This is a genomic window from Luteococcus sp. (genome assembly GCF_043424415.1).
GTDB lineage: Bacteria > Actinomycetota > Actinomycetes > Propionibacteriales > Propionibacteriaceae > Luteococcus.
Window position 1 is genome coordinate 14,325 of sequence record NZ_JBHWOO010000100.1, and the last position, 20,435, is coordinate 34,759.

At 71.2% G+C, this 20,435-nt stretch carries 19 protein-coding genes; 15 read left to right on the forward strand and 4 right to left on the reverse strand.

Annotation, left to right across the window (positions count from 1 at the left end):
* The first annotated feature begins 29 nt into the window (after nucleotides 1–29).
* The 4 genes from ACHFFZ_RS06010 (at nucleotide 30) to ACHFFZ_RS06025 (ending at nucleotide 4,059) form a co-directional block, all read left to right on the forward strand.
* Nucleotides 30–1,274, forward strand: coding sequence for a glycosyltransferase (locus ACHFFZ_RS06010; protein ID WP_394275751.1), 1,245 nt, complete (start codon nucleotides 30–32; stop codon nucleotides 1,272–1,274).
* A complete protein-coding gene (locus tag ACHFFZ_RS06015; RefSeq protein WP_394275752.1) occupies nucleotides 1,271–1,981 on the forward strand; it encodes an ABC transporter ATP-binding protein in 711 nt (236 codons plus the stop codon). The genes ACHFFZ_RS06010 and ACHFFZ_RS06015 overlap by 4 nt, the downstream gene beginning before the upstream one ends.
* Complete coding sequence (locus tag ACHFFZ_RS06020) at nucleotides 1,978–2,760, forward strand: ABC transporter permease (RefSeq protein WP_394275753.1); 783 nt, start codon at nucleotides 1,978–1,980, stop codon at nucleotides 2,758–2,760. Before ACHFFZ_RS06015 ends, ACHFFZ_RS06020 begins: the two co-directional genes overlap by 4 nt.
* A 108-nt stretch (nucleotides 2,761–2,868) precedes the next feature.
* Nucleotides 2,869–4,059, forward strand: a complete 1,191-nt coding sequence (locus ACHFFZ_RS06025; protein WP_394275754.1) for an FAD-dependent oxidoreductase — start codon at nucleotides 2,869–2,871, stop codon at nucleotides 4,057–4,059.
* Here ACHFFZ_RS06025 and ACHFFZ_RS06030 read toward each other — a convergent pair.
* From ACHFFZ_RS06030 to modA, 4 genes are read right to left on the reverse strand one after another with little or no spacing between them, the layout of a single operon-like run.
* Nucleotides 4,020–5,297: a glycosyltransferase gene (locus tag ACHFFZ_RS06030; protein ID WP_394275755.1), complete on the reverse strand. Its 1,278-nt coding sequence runs from the start codon at nucleotides 5,295–5,297 to the stop codon at nucleotides 4,020–4,022. The two genes, ACHFFZ_RS06025 and ACHFFZ_RS06030, sit on opposite strands and share 40 nt — an antisense overlap.
* Nucleotides 5,298–5,300: 3 nt before the next feature.
* Nucleotides 5,301–6,029, reverse strand: coding sequence for a class I SAM-dependent methyltransferase (locus ACHFFZ_RS06035; RefSeq protein WP_394275756.1), 729 nt, complete (start codon nucleotides 6,027–6,029; stop codon nucleotides 5,301–5,303).
* A 53-nt stretch (nucleotides 6,030–6,082) separates the two neighbouring features.
* Nucleotides 6,083–6,733 carry an ABC transporter permease subunit gene (locus ACHFFZ_RS06040; RefSeq protein ID WP_394275757.1) on the reverse strand — a complete coding sequence of 217 codons (651 nt, stop codon included), beginning with the start codon at nucleotides 6,731–6,733 and terminating at the stop codon, nucleotides 6,083–6,085.
* The gene (gene modA / locus ACHFFZ_RS06045; RefSeq protein ID WP_394275758.1) at nucleotides 6,730–7,539 is read right to left on the reverse strand and encodes a molybdate ABC transporter substrate-binding protein; all 810 of its coding nucleotides are present in this window, start codon (nucleotides 7,537–7,539) and stop codon (nucleotides 6,730–6,732) included. Before modA ends, ACHFFZ_RS06040 begins: the two co-directional genes overlap by 4 nt.
* A 229-nt stretch (nucleotides 7,540–7,768) precedes the next feature.
* On the opposite strand from modA, the gene ACHFFZ_RS06050 reads away from it, so the two are divergent.
* From ACHFFZ_RS06050 to mtnN, 11 genes are all read left to right on the forward strand, one after another.
* Nucleotides 7,769–8,527 (forward strand): sulfite exporter TauE/SafE family protein, encoded by a 759-nt coding sequence (locus ACHFFZ_RS06050; protein WP_394275789.1) that lies wholly within the window; start codon nucleotides 7,769–7,771, stop codon nucleotides 8,525–8,527.
* Nucleotides 8,528–8,617: 90 nt separating this feature from the next.
* Nucleotides 8,618–10,198, forward strand: coding sequence for an FAD-dependent oxidoreductase (locus tag ACHFFZ_RS06055; RefSeq protein ID WP_394275759.1), 1,581 nt, complete (start codon nucleotides 8,618–8,620; stop codon nucleotides 10,196–10,198).
* Between the two features lie 465 nt (nucleotides 10,199–10,663).
* A complete protein-coding gene (idi, locus tag ACHFFZ_RS06060; protein ID WP_394275790.1) occupies nucleotides 10,664–11,260 on the forward strand; it encodes an isopentenyl-diphosphate Delta-isomerase in 597 nt (198 codons plus the stop codon).
* On the forward strand, nucleotides 11,257–12,378 hold the full coding sequence (locus ACHFFZ_RS06065; protein ID WP_394275760.1) for a polyprenyl synthetase family protein: 1,122 nt from the start codon (nucleotides 11,257–11,259) through the stop codon (nucleotides 12,376–12,378). Before idi ends, ACHFFZ_RS06065 begins: the two co-directional genes overlap by 4 nt.
* Nucleotides 12,375–13,847, forward strand: a complete 1,473-nt coding sequence (locus ACHFFZ_RS06070; protein WP_394275761.1) for a phytoene desaturase family protein — start codon at nucleotides 12,375–12,377, stop codon at nucleotides 13,845–13,847. Before ACHFFZ_RS06065 ends, ACHFFZ_RS06070 begins: the two co-directional genes overlap by 4 nt.
* Nucleotides 13,844–14,731: a phytoene/squalene synthase family protein gene (locus ACHFFZ_RS06075; protein ID WP_394275762.1), complete on the forward strand. Its 888-nt coding sequence runs from the start codon at nucleotides 13,844–13,846 to the stop codon at nucleotides 14,729–14,731. The genes ACHFFZ_RS06070 and ACHFFZ_RS06075 overlap by 4 nt, the downstream gene beginning before the upstream one ends.
* A 71-nt stretch (nucleotides 14,732–14,802) precedes the next feature.
* Nucleotides 14,803–15,972 carry a lycopene cyclase family protein gene (locus ACHFFZ_RS06080; protein ID WP_394275763.1) on the forward strand — a complete coding sequence of 390 codons (1,170 nt, stop codon included), beginning with the start codon at nucleotides 14,803–14,805 and terminating at the stop codon, nucleotides 15,970–15,972.
* Nucleotides 15,969–17,252, forward strand: a complete 1,284-nt coding sequence (locus ACHFFZ_RS06085; RefSeq protein WP_394275764.1) for a cytochrome P450 — start codon at nucleotides 15,969–15,971, stop codon at nucleotides 17,250–17,252. Before ACHFFZ_RS06080 ends, ACHFFZ_RS06085 begins: the two co-directional genes overlap by 4 nt.
* 143 nt (nucleotides 17,253–17,395) lie before the next feature.
* Nucleotides 17,396–19,108 carry a ribonuclease J gene (locus ACHFFZ_RS06090; RefSeq protein ID WP_394275765.1) on the forward strand — a complete coding sequence of 571 codons (1,713 nt, stop codon included), beginning with the start codon at nucleotides 17,396–17,398 and terminating at the stop codon, nucleotides 19,106–19,108.
* An 89-nt stretch (nucleotides 19,109–19,197) separates the two neighbouring features.
* A complete protein-coding gene (locus ACHFFZ_RS06095; RefSeq protein ID WP_394275766.1) occupies nucleotides 19,198–19,659 on the forward strand; it encodes an S-ribosylhomocysteine lyase in 462 nt (153 codons plus the stop codon).
* The gene (mtnN, locus tag ACHFFZ_RS06100; protein WP_394275767.1) at nucleotides 19,656–20,342 is read left to right on the forward strand and encodes a 5'-methylthioadenosine/S-adenosylhomocysteine nucleosidase; all 687 of its coding nucleotides are present in this window, start codon (nucleotides 19,656–19,658) and stop codon (nucleotides 20,340–20,342) included. Before ACHFFZ_RS06095 ends, mtnN begins: the two co-directional genes overlap by 4 nt.
* The last annotated feature ends 93 nt before the right edge of the window (nucleotides 20,343–20,435 follow it).

Sequence of the window (20,435 nt, forward strand, 5' to 3'; positions counted from 1 at the left end):
TGAGGGCTGGTGCGGTGGTGGTGCTCGTGGTGAGCACCTCCATCGACGCCCACGTGCTCAACGCCACCCTTCCGGTCCAGGGGCTGGTGGAGCGCGGGGCCAGGGTGCTGTGGTGCCTGCCCGAACGCTTTGCGGAGCATGCCCGTGCCTGTGGCGCCCAGGTGATGCCGCCCCTGCACCCCGACCCGTTACGCGCGGAGCCCAGCCGGTGGACCTCGCGTGGGGCAGCCGACGCCTTGGTGCGGGTGCGCTCGATGTACCGCGACGCGCTGGCCGCCCCCGCCGGCGACCAGGCGGCGCAGCTGCGCGCACTAGTGCATCGCCACGGCGTGGACGTGCTGGTTGCCGACAGCCTGATGCTGGCAGCGGGAATCGCGGCCGAGGCCGAGGGCATCGCATGGGCAAGCCTCGGTGACGGTCCGCTGCAATGGCCCGACCCAGACCTGCCACCTTTCGGGACCGGGTTGCCCCTTCTGGCGGGCGCACCCGGGCGGCACCGCAACCGCACCGTGCGCCATGTCGTGGACTCCACGGTCTTTGCTCCCGCGTTGGCCGAGCTGAACCTCGCTCGTGGCCGGCACGGGCTGTGGCCGGTGGCCGACCTGCTCACGGCCGCGGTGTCGCGACAGCTGCATCTGCAAGGATGCGCTTCCGGTTTCGAGTACCCCAGTAGCCGAAGACCGGGCTTCGTCCACTTCGTCGGGGCGCTGGGGCCGGGGCCCGGGTTCGCGCCGCCACTGCCCGAACCGCTGCGCCGCGCCACTCGCACCCAGCCGCTGGCGGTGGTCACCCAGGGCACCCTGCGGCCCGATGCCACCGAGCTGGCGCTGCCCGCCGCCACGGCCCTGCGACGCGAGGGATTCGACGTCCTGGTGCTGGGCCGTGGGGCCGTCACTGTCGCGGAGCGGGTTCCCGGGACGACCGGCATGGCCGCGGTGGACCTGCCCGACGCCCTGAGCGAGGCCGACCTGCTGGTGACAAACGGCGGGTGGACGACGGTCACGCTGGCACTGGCCGCCGGGGTGGGCGTGCTGCAGTGCGGGGCCACGGAGGAGAAGGCCGACATCGGCGCCCGGATCCGTCACACCGGGGTTGGTGCGTCGCTACGGCTGACCCGCCCGCCGCACTGGTGGGTGGCCCGGCTGGCGCGCAGGGTGCTGGACGACCCCCAGCGTCGGCAGGCCTCGGCACGGATGGCCGCCGACTTCGCCGTCCTCGATGCTCGGGAGATCAGCGCCAGACAGATCATCGCCCTGGCTGGTGGCCGTCCATGAGTGGGACAGTGCTGGAACTCGTGGGGGTCGTGCAGGGCTTCGGTGACCGCACCGTCCTGGACCGGATCGACCTGACGGTGGCCCGGGGCAGCACCGTCGCCCTGATGGGTGCCAATGGAGCAGGCAAGTCCACCCTGCTCGACCTGGTCTGCGGCCTCACCCGCCCCCGCGCCGGGTGGGTGCGCGTGGACGGCACCGATGCCCACACTGCCGTCCGCACCGGCCGGGTGGGTGCGATGCTGCAGAGCGGTGGCCTGTTGCCAGACCTGAACGTGGGGGAGACCTTGGGGCTGTTCGTCGAACTCTTCGACCACCGGGTGGACCGCGATGGCCTGCTCGACGAGGTGGGGCTCGCGGCCCTGCGAGACAGGCGGGTCGGGGCGTGCTCGGGCGGCGAGCAGCAGCGGCTGCGCTGGGCGATCGCCCGCGCCTCGGACCCAGACCTTCTGGTGCTCGACGAGCCGACGGCCGGGATGGACTGGCTGGGACGCCACGAGTTCTGGGAACAGGTGCGGGCGCTGACCCGCCGCGGGTGCACGGTGCTCTACAGCAGCCACTACGCCGACGAGGTGGAGGCCATTGCCGACCGGGTGCTGCTGTTGTCGGGTGGCCGGCTGGTGGTCGACGCCGGCCCGGGCGAGCTGACCGCCGCCGGGGACGGGCGCTTCTTCGACGGACTCGCCCGACGCGCGGGGCAGCGACCATGAGCCGACCGAGGAGCCTGAACGCCCGACTGACGGCGCCACTCGTGCGTCTTGAGCTGAGACGGGCCTGGCGCGACCCGGTGCTCCTCTTCTTCGTGGTGGTGCTGCCGCTGGTCTGCTACCTGGGCTTCGGTGCAGTGCTTCCGCTGGACTCCCTGCCGGGTGTCGACGGCGGCTTGCTGAACACCAGCCTGATGGTCGGCCTGGCCGGCTACGGCGCGGCGACGGCGGCTGCCACGATCACCGGCCAGGCGGCGGTCGAACGACTGCAGGGCTGGGGGCGCCAGCTGGCACTGACCCCTGCCGGGGACACCGGCTATGCGACGGCCAAGGCGGTGGTGGCCAGCGTCGTTGCCTGCCTGCCCATCGGCCTCACCTTCGCCGCCGGTGCCGCCACCGGGGTGCGGCTGCCGTGGTGGGGCTGGTGCGGATCTGCGCTGGTGCTGGCCACCGGTTCAGCGATGTGGGCGGGCTATGGACTGGCGGTCGGGCTCACCGGTCGCAGCCAGTCGGCGCTGGCCATCGCCTCGGGAGGGCTGGTGCTGTTCAGCTTCATGGGCGGGGTCTACCTTCCGCTGACCGGCCAGCTGCTGTCACTGGGGCGCTGGACGCCTCTGTACGGCTACGTCACGCTGGCCCGGTGGCCGGCGACCGGCGGCCAGTCACCACTGCTGGGCGAGCCCTCTGACCAGCTGGGGATGGCCGTGATGAACTGCCTGCTGTGGACCATGGCCTTCGTGGCCGTCGCCGGGCGACAGGTGAGCGCCTCTCGAGCCCGCTGACCTGTGCAGGTACGCACCACCCCGGGCGCGGTGGTGCCCCAGGCCCAGGCGTACACAATCAGGCCCAGGCGCGCACAATAATGACCACCTCGACCCCAGGAGAACTTGATGAGCAACCATGACGTGATCGTTGTCGGAGCGGGAGTCACCGGCCTGAGCTGCGCAGCACGACTGCACCAGCAGGGACTCGACGTGCTGGTGCTGGAGGCCGGCGACAGGGTGGGCGGCCGGGTGACCACTGACGAGGTGGACGGCTTCCTGGTGGACCGCGGCTTCCAGGTGCTCAACCCCGCCTACCCCCACTTGGCGCAGGCTGTCGACCTGCGTCGTCTCGGACTGCGCGGATTCCCGCGGGCGGTGCGGGTGCGCACGGAAGATGGCCTCCAGGAGGTGGTGGATCCGAGCCGCCGCCCCGACCGGCTACCCGCCACGCTGCGCACCGGACTCGTCACGCCCCGGGACGCCTCGTTGGCCGTCGTGGCCGGACGTGCCGCCCTCACCGATGAACCACGCGGCATGGCCTTCGACCGGGCAGGATTCACCTCGACCCTTCGTCGCCAGGTGGTGGACCCCTTCCTGGCGGGTGTGGTCTGCGAACGCGACGGCAGCACCTCCTCCCGATTCACGGCCTGGCTGCTGGCCATGTTCGCGGCCGGAACCCCCGGCCTGCCCAGCGGTGGCATGCGGACCCTGCCCCGGGTGATGTCCGAGGAACTCCAGGTGGTCCTCGACAGCCCCGTGGCGGAGGTTGACCCCAAGTCAGGTCTCGTGCGCACTGCGCGCGGGCAGTTCGGTGCCGGTGCCGTCGTCGTGGCTGCCGGTCTGGAGTCCACCCCGAGGCTGGCGGACGAACCGGCCCCTTCCGTGCACGGCACCCGAACCTTCTGGTTTGCCACCGACACCGCCCCCAGTGACACCGCTGCGATCCACGTCGACGGTTCGGGCCGGGGTCCGGTGGCCACCACCACCGTTGTGAGCCACGCCGCGCCGGAGTACGCCCCGGCCGGTCAGCACCTGGTGGCCGCGCTGTGCCTCAGTGTCGACGCGCCCGACGAGCAGTCGGTGCGTGAGCACTGCGCCCACCTCTACGGGGTGGACGCCGTCGGCTGGCGACTGCTTGCCTGCCACGACATTCCGGCTACCCTGCCGGCGCTCGAAGCGCCCTACCGTCCGCGTCACCGCACCGAGGTGAAGGGGCGGCTGGTGGCCTGCGGTGACCAGTACGGCAATGCCTCCCTGGACGGGGCCGCGGCCTCGGGTCAGGCAGCGGCGCAGCGGGTGCAAGAGCTGCTCGGATGAGCAGGGGTGCCCACCAGGTGGTCGGCCGCCCGTCGGGCGCCATCATCTTCCGGGCTGGATGCCATCTGTGCCACCTGTGCCGCTCGTCGGACGGTCGGCGTGGCCAACGCCCCCTGCAGGGCCCAGACGAGGGCGTCCTCCCGTAGCCGCCAGCGAGGGCCGGGGCTGGTGCCGGCGCCGAGCTCCCGGACCCGTCGGGCATGCCACGCCTGGTCGCCCAGGTGGGGGATGACCACTTGGGGCCTTCCCGAGGACAGCGCCGTGGCCGTCGTGCCCGCCCCGCCGTGGTGGACGACGGCCGCCAGCCTGGCGAGCAGCAGCCGATGGTCGACGCCGGGGGCATTGGCCACTGTCGAACCCGCCGGCCCGGTGGGCAGCAGTGAGGTCTGCACCAGCAGAGGTCGGCCGAGGCGACGCGCGGCGACCTCGAAGAGGTGCAGGTCGGCGCGCTCATCGGCCACCGGGCAGGTGCCGAAGCCCATCAGTACCGCGCCGGGGTGAGCCTCCAACCACTGGTCGAGCCAGGTGGGCACGGTGCTGTCCAGGCGCGGCGCGATGCGTCCGGTCTGATGAACCTCCAGTGCGCCGACACCGTGGGCCCACGACGGATCGGGTGTGCAGAGCACCGGCTCGGTAGCCAGCAGCAGTGGGCCAGGGCGTGCTCGTGATGCTCGTGCGGCCTGGCGACCCACGCGTGCCAAGGCGCGGGCGGTGATCGCTGCTCCCATCGAGCGCATCATCTGCCAGCCGACCGTGGAGACCCCCAGGGTCACCGGTGCCGGCAGGTACGCAGGGGCGAGCACGGTGCTGGCGGCGCTGCCGGAAGGAAGGATCGGCCCGAGCAGCAGACCGGCCGACGTGGTGCCGCGGCGGGCCGCAAGCAGTCGGGTGGCGTCGTGGGTGAGGATGCCCGAGACCACCAGGTCGGCGTCGTCCAGGGCGTCGGTGAGGGTGTCCAGGATAGCGCCCGCGGCCAGCGTGACCCGGCCGGTCATCTGGCCCCACATCGCCCCTGGCTGGGCCAGGGCCAGGCGCCGCATCCCGGGGCTGTCCGGCCAGAGCGCCTCGGTGCCGCGAGGCACCGGGCAGGCTTCCAGCCCGGCCTCGCGCACCAGCGGAGCACCGGATTCGAGGACCACGACCCGCACCCTGTTGCCACGGGAGGCGAGCTCCTGGCCCAGTCCGACGAAGGGGACCACGTCGCCCCGAGAACCGATCGAGACCAGCGTGCAGCGCATCGATCAGGCCCGGGCCCGCACCAGGTGCAGGATGTCGCGCTGCCAGCCGCCGACCGTGCGGGAGGCCACGTCATGGAAACCTGCCCGGTGCAGGTGCTCGGCCAGCTCCGGCATGGTGCAGAAGTCGTCGACCGAGCCGTGAAGATACTCGTACAGGCTGCGATCGCCGGTGATGATGCCGGCCAGCGGCAGGATGATGCGACGGTTCACCAGGCCCCATCGGCGGCGGGCCGCCACCGACCCGCGGACCGAATAGTCCTCGGCCACCAGGACACCATCGGGAAGCAGTGCCGCCTGGATGCCGACCAGAGTGGCGTCCAGGTCGGTGACATTGCGCAGCAGATAGCAGGTCAGTGCCCCGTGGGCAGGTGGCAGACCAAGGTCCTCGAGTCGCTCACCGCGTCCATGGACGAAGGTGACACCCTCGGGCCAGCGCCGGGAGCGCGCTCGCGCGAGCATCCCGGCCGAGGCGTCGACGCCGATGATGCGCGGGGTGATGCCCCGGCGGCGGGCGGCGCGCAACAGCGCGCGGGTGGACAGGCCAGACCCGCATCCGAGGTCCAGCAGGGTGGGCAGCGGATCGTCGATGCCGTCCAGCAAGGCCTCGGCGGCGGCGCGCAGGTGCCTGCGGTACCCGGGGTTGAGGGCCACCATCAGGTCGTAGTGGGTGGAGGCCTCGTCGAAGCCACCGGACAGGTCGTCGCGGGTGAGGGGCTGGTTGGTAGGTGTCACACGTCCTCCTGGGGTCGGCCCCACTGTTGCACACGATGCGGCCCGGCAACGGGTCAGGCGGCACGTTCCGCACCCACCCTGCCGACAGCCAGCAGCACCACGACGCTGGCACCCAGGAGTGCCAGTGACAACGCCACGGCCACGTCGAGGTTGCTCTCGAAGCCGACGAAGATGGCCAGGGGCATGGTCTGGGTGACGCCCTCGCGGTTACCGGCGAAGAAGATGGTGGCGCCGAACTCGCCCAGTGCGCGAGCCCAGGCCAGGACCAGGCCGGCGCCCAGGGCTCGCGCCGTGCAGGGCAGTGCGATGTGGCGGAACAGGTGCCCCTCCGTGGCGCCGTCGACGAAGGCGGCCTCCCGCACGGCCGGGTCGAGCGCGGCGAAGCCGACGCGGGCGGCGCGCACGAAGAAGGGGCCTGCCACGAAGACCTGGGCGAGTACCACGGCGGTCGTGGAGAAGGGCACCGTGATGCCCAGTGCGGCCAGTGGCGTGCCGGTGGCGAGGACCAGGACCATCGAGAGGGTGCTGGTCTGCAGGGACAGCCGGATGGCCCTGCCGACGTCGGGGTCGGACAGGGCCTCCAGTGGTGTGTCGGTCAGTCCTACCCAGGCCAGGGTGGCCACGGGTAGGACGAGCAGGGCGACCAGGGGGACGGCGAGCCACAGGAACAGTGTGCCCGCCGGTCGGGTGCGTGGGCAGGTCACGCGGACTGGTAGCCCGCGTCGGTCAGGACGGCGTGGCCGCGGCCCGTGGCGAGCCAGTCGACGAAGGCCTCGGCGGCATCCTGCTGGCGGCCGGCAGTCACGGGGGCGGCCGACAGTGCCAGGGAGGTGTTGAGGTCCTCCGGGATCTCTACGGTGTCAATGTCGGTGGAGTACTTGGGGACGTCGGTGACGAAGACGATGCCCGCATCGGCCTCGCCCATCCGCACCTTGCTGACGATGGCCTGGACCCCCATCTCCCGGGAGACGGTGTTGGCCAGGACCTTCTGGGAGAAACCTGGGTGCGCGGCGTCGATGCGGGCAAAGGTCTTGGCCGTGGTCTTCCAGATGGGCAGGGTCTCGGCGGCGAGCAGCACCGTGACGTCCTTGCCGGCCAGGTCCTCGACGGAGTCGATCCGGGCCGGGTTGCCGGGGGCGGTGAGCACCACGAGTCGCGTGGTGGCCACGGGGGTGACGGCCTTGGCCGCCACGAGGTTCTCCTGGGCCGCGGCAGCCATGTCCGTCGGGCTTGCGGAGATCCACACGTCGGGGGCGGCGCCCTTGGCGAGCTGCTCCCGCTGGACCGGGGTGTGTCCCACCTCGAAGACGACTGTGCCCAGACCCTCCGCCGTGTACGCGGCGGTCAGGGCCTGGGTGTGGGCCGCGAGTGCCCCGGGGGCGAAGACGGTGAGCTCGGGCGCGGTGGACGGCGAGCTGCTGCCGTCCTGGACGGGAGCGCTCGGCGTGGTGCCGCAGGCGGCCACTGGGAGCAGCGCGGGAGTGGCGAGGAGGGTGCGTCGGGTGGTCATGGTGTTTCCTTGGGGTGAGTTCCCTGTGTCCTGTCAGAAGTCGTCGGACGGGGCAGCGTGGTTCCCGGCGGTGGCGGATCGTGACCCTTTTGTGACCGACGACCGGGTCAGGTGGCGGCACGTGACCATGAATACCCCTGGGGCATCAGGTGGCCATGGTCGACTTCCCGGGGATCGAGGGGGCGCCTCGGCATCATGGCCCCGAACCCGTGGCAGTGTGTGTTTCGTGATGGCATGGTGGCTGCTCCCCCTGGCGCTGGCAATCGGCACCCTGCTCGGTCTCCTCGGGGGTGGGGGAGCGATCCTCACCGTGCCGGTCCTCACCACGCTCATCGGCCAGGACGCCCACCGGGCGACCACGGGATCACTCGTCATCATCGGCCTGGCATCCATCGTGGGTGTCGTGCCGCTGCTTCGGCAGGGCCGGGTCCGAGTGGCCGATGGCCTCCTGTTCGCCGCATTGGGCGTGGCAGGATCGCTCATCGGGTCACGCCTGTCCGCACGGGCCCCCGAGGACCTGCTGATGGCCCTGTTTGCGGGGCTGCTGCTGGCCGTGGCCACCCTCATGGCGCTCAAGATGCGGTCTCCAGCTCCGGTTGGTGCGGGCGAGCGCGGATGGACCGTGCGTACGCTCGCCGCGACCGCCGTCGGGCTTTTCACCGGTTTCTTCGGGATCGGTGGTGGCTTCGTCGTCGTGCCCGCACTGACGCTCGTGGTCGGCCTGTCAATGTCCCAGGCAGTGGGGACATCGCTGCTGGTGATCGCCATCAACTCCGCCGTCGCCCTGGCTGGAAGGGCTGCACACGGACTCGATGTCGACTGGACCGTCATCGGCCCCTTCGCGGTGGCCACGGTCCTCGGCACGCTCCTGGGCGGGCGCCTGTCGAGCCATTTCGACCAGCGGAGACTGCGGATCGGCTTCATCGCAATGCTCGTGCTCGTCGGCTTGGCCACTGCAGCCCAGTACCTGCCGAAGCTCGTGAGCTGAGCGCCCGGTGCGGCCACTCCCGGAAGAACCATCCCTGACCGCCAAAGGGCGCGGGCGGCGCGACGTCGCCGGGATGGGTAGTGTCGAACCATGATGCGCATCCTGAGCCGTGACCGCGATTCACTGACCTGGCGTCCTGGGCGCGACGCCCGCGCGCAATGCCACCCCGGTCCCAAGGGAACTCCTCGCGCGCACGGCCGCAGCGTGGTCGTTGTGGGTGGTGGGATCGCGGGTCTGTCGGCCGCCACCGAACTGGCCGAGCGCGGCGTGCAGGTGACTCTCGTGGAGCGAGAACGGCAGCTGGGTGGCCGCGTCGGGTCCTGGCCGGTGGAGGCGGCGGGCAGCCCCACCACCATGAGCCGCGGCTTCCACGCCTTCTTCCGCCAGTACTACCAACTACGTGCCCTGCTGCGACGCGTCGATCCGCAGCTGCGCTGCCTACGCGCGGTCGATGACTACCCGCTGGTGCTCAAGGACGGTCCGCGTGACTCCTTCGCCCGGGTGCCCCGCACGCCCCCGTTCAACCTGCTGGGCTTCGTGCTGCAGTCGCCGAGCTTTCCCGTCACTGCGCTGGCCCAGGTCGACATCGACGAGGCGATGGGTCTGCTGGACGTGCGCTTCCCGCAGACCTACACCGACCACGACGGGGTGAGTGCGGCCGATGTGCTGGACCGGCTGCGCTTCCCCCACAGCGCGCGGCACCTGGCGTTGGAGGTCTTCGCGCGCAGCTTCTTCGCCGATCCCAAGGACTTCAGCGGTGGTGAGCTGGTCGCGATGTTCCACACCTACTTCGTCGGCTCCGCCGAAGGGCTGCTCTTCGACGTCGCCGCCGACGACTTCACCACCGTGCTGTGGGATCCGCTGGCGCAGTACCTGCGACGGTTGGGCGTCACCATCCACACCGGCTGCAGCGCGCAGCGCATCGACAGTGACCAGAGCGGGGTCGTGGTCCACACCGACGCTGGCGAGCTGCGGGCCGACGCCGTGGTGCTCGCCACCGACATCGCCCCGCTGCAGCGCATCGTCGAGGCCAGCGACGGCCTGGGTGACGGACCGTGGCGCTCCCGGGTGGCGGGGCTGCGCAGGGCACCACGTTTCGCGGTCTGGCGACGCTGGCTGGCGGCCCGCCCCGCCGACGGCACCCCCGACTTCTTGGGCACCAGCGGCTATGGCCCGCTCGACAATGTCTCGATGGTCCACCAGTTCGAGCGCTCCGCACGGGCGTGGACCGACGAGCACGGCGGCAGCGTCGTGGAGTTGCACGCCTATGCCGTGCCCGATGATGCCGACCCCGACGAGCTGAAGGTCGAACTGGCCCGGCAGCAGGACGTGCTGCACCCCGAGCTGGCCGGTGCCGAGCAGCTGGCCGAGCAGTGGCTGCTGCTCGACGACTGCGCCCTGGTAGACACCTCTCCGTGGGGCCAGCGTCCGGGGGTCGAGACGCCCGACGAGCGCGTGGTGCTGGCTGGGGACGGGATCCGGTGCGACTACCCGGTGGCACTGATGGAGCGGGCGGCCACGACGGGCGTGCTGGCCGCCAACGTGTTGCTGGCGGGGTGGGGTGTGGCGGGCAGTGACATCTGGACCGCTCCGACGAAGCCACGTTTTGCCATCACATCCCCGCTGCGCAAGGGATTGCGTCGGATTCTGAGTTCCACCCCAGTGGAATGAAGATCTTGATACCTTGTACGCATGACAGGGGACCAGATCGGTAGGCAGGCGGCAGGACACCCGTCTCGGGCCGGTGCCCAGTACCAGCGCGCCCTCGAGGTGGCCCGCGATTCCACCTTCTGTGCCGTGGTGCACAGTGCCCGCCGTCTGACGGCCGAGGCCGCTCCCGAACTGCACGAGGCCGGCGCCTCGGTGGAGCTCTTCCTGCTGCTCGCGCAGGTCTACCAGGAGCCGGACTGTTCCCCGGCCGAACTCGCCCGGGCCTGCGGTTTCTCTGCACAGCACCTGGCCGGGCTACTGGACCGCGCCGAGGGGTGGGGGCTGATCGCCCGCATCGGGCGACGCGGCCGAGGGTTGCGCACCCGGATCCGGATCGAGCCGGCCGGCGTCGACCTGCTCGCGGTCACCTGGCCGCGGGTGCAGCAGGTCGGTGCGGACCGGCTCAGCTCAAGACAGCACCAGCAGTTGCGTTCATTGCTGCGACGGCTGCACGGCCAGGCAGTGCTGCAGGACGACGACCTGGTCGTGCTCAGCGACGAGGACGGTCACGACACCGGCACCGCCCACAGGCTCGAGGTGCACGGCAACGCCACACCGCGCCACCGGGCCTTCTCCACCTACCTTCGTGATGAAACCGGCCGGGTGCTGATCACCCGTCGCGCGCTGCACAAGGCCACGTGGCCTGGGGTGTGGACCAATGCTGCCTGTGGCCATCTGAGGCCCGGAGAGAGCCACGAACAGGCTGCGCTGCGTCGGGTGCCCGAGGAGCTGGGCACGGCACCCCGCGGGCTCTCGACGGTGCTGCCCGACTTCCGCTACCGCGCCGTCGATGCGTCGGGCCTGGTGGAGAACGAGCTGTGCCCGGTGATGACCGGCTGGGTGGATGCCGGGGCCGTCGACCCTGACCCCGAGGAGGTCGCCGAGCACGCCTGGGTGGAATGGGCCGACCTGCGCCGCACCGCCGAACAGATGCCCGTGCTGCTCAGCCCGTGGAGCGTGCTGCAGATCCGGGGCCTGGCCGAACTCGAGGACGACGGCCACCAGCTGTGGGGCCGGCCGTGAACCCCCCTGGCAGTGCCACGTCGTGGCGTCCTGTGCAGGCGGGGCTGACAGCAGCTCACGGTGGGGGACTGGGCGACACGCTGCGGGCCGTCGACGAGCTGTTGGAACAAACCCTGGAACGGCTGGATGCCGACTGGCGCGCCGTGGCCGGCCGGCGGGCTGACGTGCTGGGCGAACAGGACCTGCCGCGACTGGCCCGCGAGGCCGCTGTCGGCGGCAAGCGGATGCGGCCTGCGATGGTGCACTGGGGCTGGGTGGCCGCAGGTGCCCCCGCAGGCCCCCATCCACAGGTGGTCCAGCTGGGTGCGGCACTCGAGCTGGTGCACGTCTTCGCGCTGGTGCAGGACGACGTGATGGACCACTCCGAGCTGCGCCGGGGCCAGCCCAGCGTCCATGCCCGCAGCCGCGACCTGCACCGGGCCAGCCCTGCGCAGGGTTCGTCCGAGGAATTCGGCAAGAACATGGCGGTACTGGTCGGAGACCTGCTGCACTCCGAGGCCACCCTGCTGGTGGCAGGCCTGCCGGCGCCGGTGTGCGAGACCTGGCGCACCATGGTCGTCGAACTGGTGCTGGGCCAGCGGCTCGACCTCACCGGCGCGGCAATGGGACGCCGAGACATCACCCAGGCGATGGAGGTGGCCCGGCTCAAGACCGGCACCTACACCATCCAGCGTCCGCTGCAGATGGGCGCCCAGCTCGCAGGTGCCGGCGACGAACTCGTCGAATGCCTGCTGCGCTACGGCGACCACGCCGGCAAGGCCTTCGGGCTGCGCGATGACCTGCTGGGCACCTTCGGCCAGCCCGAGACCACCGGCAAGTCGAGCTTCGACGACCTCGAGGCCGGCAAGGCCACCGTGCTGCTGGCCCTGGCTGACCAACGCCTCGACGAGAGGGGCCGGATGCTGCTGCGCGCCACCGGCACCGGCAGCCTCGATCGGCAGCAACTGTCCGAGCTGGCAGCCATGATGATCGACCAGGGGGTGCGTGAGGAGGCCGAACAGCTGGTGGTGCGCGAAGTGGAGCTGGCCTGCGCAGCACTGGACACCAAGGTCGTCAGCCCCGAGGGGATTGCCCACCTGACCAACGAGATCCGCAGGATCGCCTGGAGGAGTTCATGAGCACCGTCATCGTGATCGGGGCCGGACTGTCCGGCCTGTCGGCAGCCTGCCACCTGGCCGGCCAGGGCCACCGGGTGGTGGTGCTGGAGCGGGAGGACACCCCTGGCGGCCGCGGCCTGCGGGTGGAACAGGCTGGCTTCACCTTCGACCTGGGCCCCACCGTCATGACGATGCCCGAACTGCTCGACGAGCCGTTGCGGGCCATCGGCTCCTCACAGGCCCGGGCCGTGCCGATGCGTCGTCTGGACCCCGCCTACCGGGGGGTCTTCGCCGACGGCAGTGAGCTGCTGATGCGCGGCTCCACCGAGGCCACCGCCCGCGAGGTGGAGAGGCTGTGCGGGCCCGAGGACGCCCGTGCCTTCCGCGAGCTGGAGCCCTTCCTGGCCGAGCTCTACCGCACCGAACTGCCCAACTTCATCGACCACAACTTCGACTCGGTGCTCGGCCTGCTGCACAATCCCGTCGCAGGGCTGAAGCTGGTGCGCATGGGTGCCTTCGGTTCCCTGTCGCGCATCATCGACTCCCGCATCGGCGACCAACGACTGCGGCGGATGCTGTCCTTCCAGGCCCTCTACGCCGGACTTTCACCCACCGACGCGCTCGGCGTCTACGCGGTGATCACCTACATGGACACCTATCGCGGCGTGTACCTGCCCGAGGGCGGCATGGGAGCGATCCCGCAGGGCATGGCCGCGGCGCTGGCCCCACACGTCGAGATCGGCTACGGCACCACCGTCACCGGCCTGTTGCGCGACTCGGCGGGGAAGGTCACGGGCGTTGCCACCGGCGACGGTCCGGTGGCCGCCGATGCCGTGGTGTGCACCATCGACACCCCCGTCGCCTACCGGTGGCTGCTGCCCGAGCTGTCCCTGCCGCGCTCGCTGCGACGGCCCGTGTACTCGCCCTCGGCGGCGGTCTGGCACGTGGGCGTGCGGGGACAACTGCCCGAGCGAGCCGCCCACCACAACATCCACTTCGGCGAGGCCTGGGAGGACTGCTTCGACGAGCTCGTCACACGGGGTGAACTGATGAGCGACCCGGCGCGGCTGGTCACCATCCAGACCATCGGCGAACCGCAGCTGGCCCCCGACGGTGCCCACACCCTGTACGTGCTGGAACCCACCCCCAACCTCGACGGCCGGGTGGACTGGGCCACGGAATCGGGGCCGATGCGCGAGCGGCTGCATCAGTTCCTGCAGGACAACCACTACCCGAGCGACGTGGTGGCCGAGCGCCTGGTCACCCCGCGGGAGTGGGCCGAGCTGGGCATGGGCGGCGGCACTCCCTTCGCGCTGGCGCACCTGTTCCGCCAGACGGGCCCCTTCCGTCCGGCCAACCACGAGCCACGGGTGCCCGGGCTGTTCTTCGCAGGCTCCTCGACGACTCCCGGTGTGGGGGTGCCCATGGTGCTGATCAGCGGCAAGCTCGCCGCCGAGCGCGTCGGGACCTACCTGGGAGGTCGCCGATGAGCAGCGAACTGGACCAGAAACTGCGCGTCGGCTACCGCGAGTGCCGCAGGATCACCTGGGAGCACGGCACCACCTACTTCTGGGGAGCGGTCTTGCTGCCGCGGGCCCAACGCCGACATGTCTACGCCGTCTACGCGCTGTGCCGAATGGCCGATGACATCGTCGACGCCCCCCGCGCCACGAGCGATGCCGACCGGGTGCCCACCACCCGCGCCGCGCTCGAGGAGTTCCGTGCCCGCTTCCACGCCGCCGCTGACGATCCCGCCGCCGCCGAACCGGTCTTGGCGGCGGTGGCCACCTCGGTTGCGGCGGCGGGGATCGACATGGAGTGCTTTGACCGCTTCTTCGACGCCATGAGCATGGACCTGGACACGGAGAGCTACGAGACCTGGGAGGACCTGCTGGACTACATGGAGGGCTCCGCCGCGGTGATCGGCGAGATGATGCTTCCAGTGCTGCGGCCCCGCTCGGCGGCGGCACGTGAGCCGGCGCGGGCGCTCGGCTTCGCCTTCCAGCTCACCAACTTCCTGCGTGACGTCGGCGAGGACCTGGACCGTGGCCGGGTCTACATCCCTCAGGAGGACCTGCGTCGCTTCGGGGCCGACCCGTGGCGTCGGGTCGCCGACGAGCCGTGGAAGGCACTCATGGCCTTCGAGGTGGAGCGCAACCGCGAGCTCTACCGCCAGGCGTGCGCGGGGATCACCCTGCTGCCAGGACCGTCGGCGCGCTGCGTGGCCACCGCCCAGGTGCTCTACGCCCGCATCCTCGACCTGGTGGAGGCCAATGACTACGACGTGTTCGGCGAGCGCCTGCGAATCCCCACCTGGCGCAAGGCTGCGATGGCCCTGGGTGGACTGGTGCGCGTCCCGCGCGAGAAGCCGTGATGGTCGCCCAGTCATCGCCTCGGGCCCGTAGCGCCGCAACACGCCCGGGCGGGCATATCTCTGCCAGCGGGGTGGACGTCGCGGTGGTGGGCCTGGGCCCGGCCGGTCGCGCCCTGGCGCACCGGCTGCTCGCCCACGGGGCTCGCGTGCTGGCGGTCGACCCGGAACCCGACCGGGCCTGGCAGCAGACCTTCGGTGGCTGGGCCGGGCAGTTGCCCGACTGGCTTCCCGAGGACGTGGTCGGGGCCCGCGCGCCCCGCACCGTGCTCCAGGCCCACGGCCGTCGGCCACTGCACGACGAGTACGTGGTACTCGACACCGCCCGGCTGCAGCAGGCCCTCTCACTGGACGGGGCAAGGATCCGGCGGGAGCGCGTTGCCGACCGGGAGCTGGCGGCACTGGCGCCAGTGGTCGTCGATGCCAGGGGTTCGCGGCCCCTGCTCGACGGCCCACACGCCGACGTTGCGGTGCAGACGGCCTTCGGGATGATGCTGCGTCCCGAACAGGCGACGGCCCTGCTGACTGGCAGTGACGGTGCCCGCGACGGGGCCGTCCTGATGGACTGGCGTTGCTTCGACGGTGCCCCGAGCTGGGGGGACCGTCCGGCGAGCTTCTGCTACACCATCCCGATGCCCGACGGCCAGGTGCTGGTCGAGGAGACCGTCCTGGCGGCCCTCCCCCCGGTGGGGGTCGACGAACTGGCCCGCCGGCTGCGGGTGCGGTTGGCGGCCCACGGCATCACCCCCGACGATGCGACCGCGACGGAGCTGGTGTGGATCCCCATGCTGCCCCAGCAGTCGGGGCACCGGCTGCCACGCTTCGGGACGGCCGGGGCACAGCTCAACCCGATCAGCGGCTACAGCCTGTTCGCGAGCCTGGCCCAGGCCGATGCCGCCGCCCGCCACCTGCTGCAGCACGGCACCGTTCCCAAAGCCCCGCGGGGCAGCCGCCTGGTCCGGCGCCTGGCCCTCGGCGCCGTGCTGGGGCTCACGGGCGACGAGACCGTCGACCTCTTCGAGGCATTCAGCCGCTTGCCGCGACGTGCCCAGCAAGCCGTCCTCGACCCCGCCGCCCCCACCTCCGCGGTGCTGTCGGCCATGGCGGGGCAGTGGTGTCGGATGGGCCCGTCGCGGCCTGCCCTGGTGCGCGCCACGGCATTCGGCCCCTGGCGCCTGCGCCCGCGTGCCCGCTCCCGTGCCGGGCAGGCCTGGGCCGGGCCTGCCACCCGGAGCGATGGATGACTGATCGAGCACGAAGGGGCATCGATCGCAGACGCGCCCGCCACCCGGGCGAGGTCCCGGTGCCCGCCGCCGGCACCGGCACCGATGGCCGGCCCACCATCCAGCAGACCGACGGGCTGTGGCGGATCCGGTCGCTGTCCGCGGCCAGACAGGTGCTGCGCGCCCGGCACCAGACGACACAGGCCGGCTTCACGGCGGAGAAGATCCCCGCTGACACCTCCTGGATCGGCCTGGAGCACCGGCCCATCCTGATCAGCGACGGCCCCCTGCACGACGAGCAGCGCAGTGAGGTGGCGCGCTTCTTCGCCCCCACCGTCGTACAGGAGCGCTACCTCGAGCTGATGGAACGGGTGGCTGCGCGCCGCGTCGCCCAGGCCATGGGCACGCGGGGGCTGGCCGTCGACGAACTGGCCCTGCACTACGCCGTCGAGGTGACCGCCGAGGTGGTCGGGCTCACCCACGAGCGTCCCGGCGAGGATCCGGCCGGACGCGAGCGGCGCCTGGCGCGGATGTCGGCACGGCTGGAGTCCTTCTTCGACCAGCCGCCCTTCGACATCACCCGCGACGACCTGGGCCGGACCCGTCGCCAATGGGCGCAGGCGGCACGGCGGGCACTGCTGCCGATCCTCAAGTTCTGGTGGAGTGACGTCCGCCCGGCACTGGCCGAGCGTCGCCGTCGGCCCCGCGAGGACGTGATGAGCCACCTGATCGGCCTGGGATGGAGCGCCCCCAACCTGCTGGTGGAGGCCGTCACCTATGGAACGGCGGGCATGGTGACCACCCGCGAGTTCATCTGCATGGCGCTGTGGCACCTGCTGAGCGACGACGACCTGCGCGACGACTACCTGGCCGGGGACCGCGAACACCGCTTGGCGGTGCTGTACGAGGTGATCCGGCTGGAACCCGTCGTCGGACACCTCTACCGGCGCACCACCGCCCCCGTCACCGTGCTGGCGGACGGCCGCGAGCAGGTGCTGGAGGCGGGATGCCTGGTGGACATCGACGTGCGGGCGGCCAATGCGGACCCCGCGGCGGTGGGCGACGAGCCGCTGGGGCTGTGCCCCGGACGCACCACGGCCCGTGGCGTCACTGCGGCCGGACTGGCCTTCGGTGACGGTGCCCACAAGTGCCCGGGCCAGGCGCTGGCGATGCTCGAGACCGAGGTGCTGGTGAGCCGCATCCTCGTCCAGGGGCCACGTCTGGTGGCCGAGCCCACGGTTGCCTGGGACGAGCTGGTGGCCGGCTACCAGGTCCGCGGAATGCGCCTGGACTGGGGCTGAGTGCCTCGGTCGGGAGCCCGGACGGCCTCGCCGACAAGCCATATCGCCGTCAACTGTCTAGTCTGGAACAGAGACTTCCCCGTCGGCCCCCCTGTGGCGATGCCCGACGGACCCGCACACCAACCCCGAACGAAGGAGCACCCATGAGCCCCACCCGGAGCCGCGGACGCGGACGCGGCCGCTCGAACCAGAAGAAGGGCCTCGAGCAGGCCCAGCAGGGAACCCTGCGCATCCTGCCGCTCGGCGGGCTCGGCGAGGTCGGCCGCAACATGGCCGTCCTGGAGTTCGACGGTCGCCTGCTGGTCATCGACTGCGGCGTCCTGTTCCCCGATCCCGACCAGCCCGGCATCGACGTCATCCTGCCCGACTTCGAGCCCATCGCCGACCGTCTGGACGCCATCGAGGGCATCGTGCTCACCCACGGCCACGAGGACCACATCGGCGGCGTGCCCTACCTGCTCAAGCTGCGCCCCGACATTCCCCTGATCGGTTCCCAGCTGACCCTGGCGCTGATCACCGCCAAGCTGGTGGAGCACCGCATCAAGCCGGTCACCAAGCAGGTGGCCGAGGGCGACCGGATCCAGCTCGGCGCCTTCGACTGTGAGTTCGCGGCCGTCAACCACTCCATCCCCGACGGCCTGGCCGTCTTCGTGCGCACCCCCGGCGGCACAGTGCTGCACACCGGCGACTTCAAGATGGACCAGTTCCCGCTCGACGACCGCATCACCGACCTGCGCGCCTTCGCCCGCTTCGGCGAGGAGGGCGTGGACGTCTTCATGGTCGACTCGACCAATGCCGAGGTGCCCGGCTTCACCACCGGCGAGCGCGACCTGGCCCCGGCCATCGCCGAGGTTTTCCGCACCTCGCCGAAGCGGATCATCGTCTCCAGCTTCGCCAGCCACGTTCACCGCATCCAGCAGGTGATCGACGCCGCCCACGAGCACAACCGCAAGGTGGCCTTCGTCGGCCGCTCGATGGTGCGCAACATGGGCATCGCGCGCGACCTGGGCTACCTGAACATCCCCGAGGGGATCCTCGTGGACCACCGCGACCTGACCAAGATGCCCGACAACAAGGCGGTGCTGATCTGCACCGGCTCCCAGGGCGAGCCGATGGCCGCCCTGTCGCGCATCGCGAAGAACGACCACCAGATCAAGGTGGGCCCCGGTGACACGGTGCTGCTGGCAAGCTCGCTGATCCCCGGCAACGAGAGCTCCATCTACAACGTCATCAACCAGCTCGCCGAGCTGGGCGCGAACGTCGTCCACAAGGGCAATGCCAAGGTCCACACCTCCGGCCACGCCTCGGCCGGGGAGCTCGCCTACTGCCACAACATCATCAAGCCGAGGAATGTGCTGCCGGTGCACGGCGAGTGGCGCCACCTGGACGCCCAGGCCACCATCGCCAAGAAGACCGGCGTGCCCGCCGACCACGTGCTCGTGGTGCGCGACGGCGCCGTGGTGGACCTGGTCAAGGGGCGCATCCAGGTGGTCGGCCAGGTGCCGGCCCGTCAGGTCTTCGTCGAGGGCGGCCAGGTGGACGTCGTCAACGACGAGACGCTGGCCGACCGTCGTGCGCTGGCCGAGGACGGCGTGGTGACGGTGCTGCTGTTCATCGACCCGAAGAATGGCGACATCGTCGAGGACCCCGAGTACATCAGCAAGGGTGCGCTGCCGGGGGCCGACGAGTTCGAGGAGCTCACCCCGAAGATCCAGAAGGCCCTGCACCGCGCCATCTCGACCGGCCGCACCGAGCAGGAGGACCTGGAGCAGGAGGTGGAGCGCACCGTCAGCAGCTGGTTCCGCCGTGGGCGCCGCACCAGCCCCGTCGTGATCCCGGTGGTCATCGACAACTGAGCCGGCGACCCGCCAGCCGACCGGGCCCGCCCCGTGACCGTGCGTCGCGGGGCGGGCCCTGTGCCTGTGGGGCCGGTAGCCTTGGGGCCATGCCCAAGATGAACGTGGAGAGCTTCAACCTCGACCACCGCAAGGTCGCCGCCCCCTACATCCGCCTCGCGGACCGGAAGGTTCTTCCGGCCGGAGACGTGCTGACCAAGTTCGACGTGCGCTTCTGCCAGCCGAACGAGGCCCATCTGGAGATGCCGGTGATCCACTCGCTGGAGCACACCATGGCCGAGAACTTCCGCAACCATGCCGACTACATCGTCGACTTCTCGCCGATGGGGTGCCAGACCGGTTTCTACCTGATCACCGTCGGCGACCACGAGCCGGCCGAGATCGAGGAGCTGGTGGCCGCCACCCTGGCCGACGTGCTGGAGGCCACCCAGGTGCCCGCCGCGAACGAGGTGCAGTGCGGCTGGGGTGCCAGCCACACGCTGGAGGGCGCGCAGGAGGCGGCCCGCACGATGCTGGCCAAGCGCGACCAGTGGTCCCAGGTGATGGCGTGATCGACGTCCTCCTGCTGGCCGCGATGGCCGAGGAGACCGCGCCGGTGCTGGCCGGCCACCAGGCCGTCGCGCTCGAGGTGCCGCATGGCAAGGCCTGGCGCCTGGAGCACGAGGGCCGCAGCGTCGTCCTGGTCACCTGCGGCATCGGCCTGGTGAACTCGGCCGCCGCCACGGCGCTGGCCATCGCCCAGCACCAGCCGCGCGTGGTCATCTCGCTGGGCTCGGCCGGCGGTCTGGGTGCCTCGGTGCTGCCCGGAGACATCATCGTCGGCCGCAGCTACCGCTATGCCGATGCCGACGCGACGGCCTTCGGCTATGAGTACGGGCAGATCCCGTCGATGCCGAGCAGCTATCCCGGCGGCGAGCAGCTGATCAGCCTGGTCGAGGCCGACGACAGCGACGCCTCGGTGCACGTCGGCGAGATCATCAGCGGAAACTCCTTCGTGGCCGGCGAGATCACCCCGGTGCTGCGCGAGCGCTTCCCCGAGGCGCTGGCCGCCGACATGGAGTCCACCGCCATCGCGCAGGTGGCGTGGAGCAGGGGAGTGCCCTTCGTCTGCGTGCGGGCGATCAGCGACCTGTGCGGCCCCAGCGCCGGCGATGACTTCCGCGGCTCCATCGATGACGTGGCCGAGCGCTCCGCCGCCGCCGTCTGGCGGCTGGTGGAGAAGCTGCCCGCCTGATTCCCGCCCGACCCGCCAGGGGCACAGTGCGGCCGACGCTTGCTGCAATTGCGCCCCTGGCGGCGCACGACACGTTCAAATGTCATCCGTGGC

Bases quoted from the DNA above. Each gene is read 5' to 3' on its own strand.
- ACHFFZ_RS06015 (WP_394275752.1), top strand. From the start codon at position 1,271: ATGAGTGGGACAGTGCTGGAACTCGTGGGGGTCGTGCAGGGCTTCGGT.
- ACHFFZ_RS06020 (WP_394275753.1), top strand. From the start codon at position 1,978: ATGAGCCGACCGAGGAGCCTGAACGCCCGACTGACGGCGCCACTCGTG.
- ACHFFZ_RS06025 (WP_394275754.1), top strand. From the start codon at position 2,869: ATGAGCAACCATGACGTGATCGTTGTCGGAGCGGGAGTCACCGGCCTG.
- ACHFFZ_RS06030 (WP_394275755.1), bottom strand. From the start codon at position 5,297: ATGCGCTGCACGCTGGTCTCGATCGGTTCTCGGGGCGACGTGGTCCCC.
- modA (WP_394275758.1), bottom strand. From the start codon at position 7,539: ATGACCACCCGACGCACCCTCCTCGCCACTCCCGCGCTGCTCCCAGTG.
- ACHFFZ_RS06050 (WP_394275789.1), top strand. From the start codon at position 7,769: ATGGCATGGTGGCTGCTCCCCCTGGCGCTGGCAATCGGCACCCTGCTC.
- ACHFFZ_RS06055 (WP_394275759.1), top strand. From the start codon at position 8,618: ATGATGCGCATCCTGAGCCGTGACCGCGATTCACTGACCTGGCGTCCT.
- ACHFFZ_RS06070 (WP_394275761.1), top strand. From the start codon at position 12,375: ATGAGCACCGTCATCGTGATCGGGGCCGGACTGTCCGGCCTGTCGGCA.
- ACHFFZ_RS06075 (WP_394275762.1), top strand. From the start codon at position 13,844: ATGAGCAGCGAACTGGACCAGAAACTGCGCGTCGGCTACCGCGAGTGC.
- ACHFFZ_RS06085 (WP_394275764.1), top strand. From the start codon at position 15,969: ATGACTGATCGAGCACGAAGGGGCATCGATCGCAGACGCGCCCGCCAC.
- ACHFFZ_RS06090 (WP_394275765.1), top strand. From the start codon at position 17,396: ATGAGCCCCACCCGGAGCCGCGGACGCGGACGCGGCCGCTCGAACCAG.
- ACHFFZ_RS06095 (WP_394275766.1), top strand. From the start codon at position 19,198: ATGCCCAAGATGAACGTGGAGAGCTTCAACCTCGACCACCGCAAGGTC.